The organism is Streptomyces sp. NPDC002088 (genome assembly GCF_040296605.1).
Lineage (GTDB): Bacteria > Actinomycetota > Actinomycetes > Streptomycetales > Streptomycetaceae > Streptomyces.
In genome coordinates, this window is record NZ_JBEOXO010000086.1 from 1 (window position 1) to 3,479 (window position 3,479).

Consider the following 3,479-nt stretch of genomic DNA (forward strand, 5'->3'; position numbering starts at 1 on the left):
CCTGGCAGGACGAGGGGCGGCGGCCACGGGATGCGTCCGTTACCGATCACGGACAATTCCGGGGGAGTTCACGGACAACTCGGCGAGCAGCGGCGTGCCCACTACGGTGGCCCGTCGGCGCGACGTCCCTCAGCGGAGGCGGAGTGAGGTCAGAACATGCGGGCGATCGTCGTCGGGGCGTCCATCGGGGGACTGGCCGCGACGCTGAGTCTGCGCCGCGCCGGCTGCGCGGTCGCCCTCGTCGAACAGACTCCGCGCCTCACCGAGGCCGGGGCCTGACCGACCACCAGGCCGGTGGTTGATCTGTTCGAGTAGCTCGTGGGACGGTTGCGGCGAAGGGTTCCGCCTCGCTGTACAGCTCGTGCAGCGGGGAGACCGTACCCGGCAGTTGGCCGCCGTGGACCAGATCACGACCACGAGCCTGTCGTCCGCAGCCGCTTCACAGTCAGTCGCCGCCCACCACATTTTCGACGGCAGGTGCGTGACAAGGCGGACGAATCGCGGACGGGGTCGAGGGCCTTGTCCCGCTACGCGAGCTGAGACCGACGCCCGTGGCTGCTCCGGAGGAAGCACGACCTGGAACACGCCCTCGTCGTGCTGTGGCACCACCTGGCCGACGCCGATGGCCCGGTTCCGGCAGCCGCTGCAGGAGGCGCAGTCTGGGCCGCGCTCGGCACGGACGAGTACGGCGAGGAGGTCTTCGCCGACCGCGAGAGTGCCGAGCAGGTCGTACGCCGTGACACCACCAGCCTGCTGCGCCCGTGCCAGGACATCGGCCTCGTCCACGCCTGCGACGGGGCCGGGCTCAGACGGTCGGCCGGCCCGGGGTCAGTTCGCGGCCGTCGTCGGTTGCCCCGGCTCGTCCAGCTTGAACCGTCGTCGGATGTCCGGACGCCCGAGCAGCTTTTGCGGGTAGCCGGGGCCGGGGCGCGGGACGACGTCCTCCCAGGCCATGGGCTCCTTGCAGTGCGAGCAGACCACCTCGCCGTGGGCGTCGTGGCCGCAGGTCTCGTGGCGGGTGACCACCGGAGGCCCGGCCTCGTCCGCCAGCCATCGGTCGCCCCAGCTGGTCATGGCGAGGATGACGCCGTAGAAGTCTCGGCCGGATTCGGTCAGCAGGTACTCGTGGCGGACGGGCTGCGTCTCGTAGACGCGCTTCTCGATCAGGCCCGCCGCCACCAGCCTGCGCAGTCGTTCGGACAGCGTGTTGCGGGCGATGCCCAGCTCCTGCTGGAACTCGTCGAACCGGCGGATCCCGTAGAACGCCTCCCGCAGCACCAGGGGGGTCCACCAGTCGCCCAGCAGATCCATGGTCCGGGCCACCGAGCAGGGCCAGTTCGCGAACGATGTACGCCTCATGCACCGATGATACGAGTCTTTCAATGAAACTCAGCAGGCCGTGAGTCGGTTTGGGCTTGCGAGAGTGAGTCTTAATGCGCAACTATGCAGGTCATTGAGGGAAGGGAGTCAGGTGTCATGGAGTGGACGGGACAGGTTTACGCGGACATCCCGACGGTGTCCGCCAGGGCCTACATCGACGCGCCTCCTGAGCGGTTGTGGAGGTACGTGAGCGACATCCTCCTGATGCCCGAGCTCAGCGCCGAGCTCCAGCACGTCGAATGGCTGGACGGTGCGACCGGTCCCCGCACGGGCAACCGGTTCCGCGGGCGCAGCGCCCACCACGCCCTGGGCAACTGGGAGACGGTCAGCACCATCGTCGACTGCGAGGAGCCGCACCGGTTCGCGTGGGCGGTGGGCGACCCGGCCCATCCGATGAGCGTGTGGCGGTTCACGCTGCATCCGCAGGACGCCGGCACGGTGCTGGAGCAGTGGGCTCAGCTCGGACCGGCACCGTCCGGGCTGAGCGTCGCGATCGAGGCGATGCCCGAAAAAGAGCAGAAGATCGTGTTCGTCCGGCTGCGCGAGTTCGAGACCGGCATCAAGTCCAACCTCGCCACCCTCAAGAACCTCGCCGAACGGGAGAAGTGATGCGCACCGCGACCACCATCGAGGGCTCCGGCGGAAACTGGCGCGAGACCGCGGAGTTCGTCGTGGAGGCCGAGAAGCTCGGCCTGGACATCTGCTGGGTGGCCGAGGCCTGGGGGAGCGACGCCCCCTCGCCCTTGGGCTACTTGGCGGCCCGTACCGAGACACTCCTGCTCGGCTCCGGGGTCATCCAACTCGGCACCCGCTCCCCGGTCACCATCGCGCAGACCGCCATGACCCTCGCGCACCTGTCCGACGGCCGGTTCCGGCTCGGCCTCGGCGCCTCCGGACCGCAGGTCATCGAGGGCCTGCACGGCATCTCGTTCGCGCGGCCGCTGACCCGGATGCGGGAGACCGTCGAGATCATCCGCGCGGCCTTCACCGGCGAGAAGATCAACTTCCAGGGCCGCCAGTACACGATCCCTCTTCCCGGAGGCGAGGGCCGCCCGATGCGGCTCAGCGTGGAGCCGGTGCAGGTGCCGATCTACCTGGCCACACTGTCCCCCAAGATGCTCGAACTCACCGGCGAGATCGCCGACGGCTGGCTGGGCACCAGCTTCGTCCCCGAAGGGGCCGACGCCTACTTCACCCACCTCGACACCGGGCTGGCCCGAAACGGCCGTACCCGCACCGACCTCGACATCTGCCAGGGCGCCGAGATCAACATCGTCTCTGACGAGGGTCTGCTGACCAACGTCGTCGGCAGTCGCAAGAAGGAACTGGCGTTCTCACTGGGCGGGATGGGCTCCGGCTCGACCAACTTCTACAACAACGCCTACAGCCGCCAGGGCTGGGCCGATGTCGCCGCCCAGGTCCGCGAGCGCTGGCAGGCCGGGGACCGCGACGGCGCCGTCGGCCTCATCACCGACGAGATGGTCCTGGCCACCACTCTGATCGGGACCGAGGAGATGGTTCGCGCCCGGCTCGGGGACTGGCGTGCCGCGGGCGTGGACACCGTCCGCCTTTACCCGGCGGGCGACACCCTCGCAACGCGTCTGGACAATCTCGGACACGGCATCGACCTCATCCGTGCGCTGGATCCTCGATAGGAGACCGCCCGGTCCCGGGCGGCGGACCGGAGCCGGAGCGGGCCACCTGGGCGATCACCGGTGCACCGTTGACGGTAAGCCGAACCCTCGTGCCAGCCCGAGGGTTCGGCCAGCGAAGGCGTACGGACGGCCCGCGCCCCGGGGGAGTGGGCGGAGGTGGTCATGAGCATCGCTCCCATGCGGTGGTGCAGCCGCGGACGAGGAGATGGGCGGCGGCCTCGCGCCGGTACTGGGCGCTGGCGTGGATGTCGTGGGACGGTGCGAGGCCGGTCAGGGAGGCGCGGGCAGCCGAGGCGAGCGCCTGTGCACCGGCGTCCGCGCCGGTCAGTGCCTCCTCGACGGCGGGCAGTCGGACCGAGACGGGGCCGCCCCCGCAGAAGGCCACCCGGGCGGTGCGGACGGCCTCGGTGTCGTGGGGGCGGGGCAGCCGGACCCCCCCCCCCA

3 protein-coding genes and 2 pseudogenes are annotated in these 3,479 nt (G+C 70.1%); 3 read left to right on the top strand and 2 right to left on the bottom strand.

What is annotated here, in order from left to right; genetic code table 11:
• Positions 1-156: 156 nt before the first annotated feature.
• Positions 157-276 (top strand): annotated as a pseudogene (locus ABT114_RS50020) (NAD(P)-binding protein); the annotation flags it as partial.
• Positions 277-828: 552 nt separating this feature from the next.
• Here the strand turns inward: ABT114_RS50020 and ABT114_RS50025 are convergent.
• Positions 829-1,359, bottom strand: a complete 531-nt coding sequence (locus tag ABT114_RS50025; RefSeq protein ID WP_351153962.1) for a winged helix-turn-helix transcriptional regulator — start codon at positions 1,357-1,359, stop codon at positions 829-831.
• A gap of 117 nt (positions 1,360-1,476) precedes the next feature.
• Between ABT114_RS50025 and ABT114_RS50030 the strand changes: the two genes are divergently transcribed.
• Together ABT114_RS50030 and ABT114_RS50035 are read left to right on the top strand one after the other, a co-directional pair.
• Entirely contained in the window at positions 1,477-1,989 is a 513-nt protein-coding gene (locus tag ABT114_RS50030) for an SRPBCC family protein (RefSeq protein ID WP_351153964.1), read from the top strand.
• Positions 1,989-3,035 carry an LLM class flavin-dependent oxidoreductase gene (locus ABT114_RS50035; RefSeq protein WP_351153966.1) on the top strand — a complete coding sequence of 349 codons (1,047 nt, stop codon included), beginning with the start codon at positions 1,989-1,991 and terminating at the stop codon, positions 3,033-3,035. Before ABT114_RS50030 ends, ABT114_RS50035 begins: the two co-directional genes overlap by 1 nt.
• Positions 3,036-3,195: 160 nt before the next feature.
• Here the strand turns inward: ABT114_RS50035 and ABT114_RS50040 are convergent.
• Positions 3,196-3,479 (bottom strand): annotated as a pseudogene (locus tag ABT114_RS50040) (hypothetical protein); the annotation flags it as partial.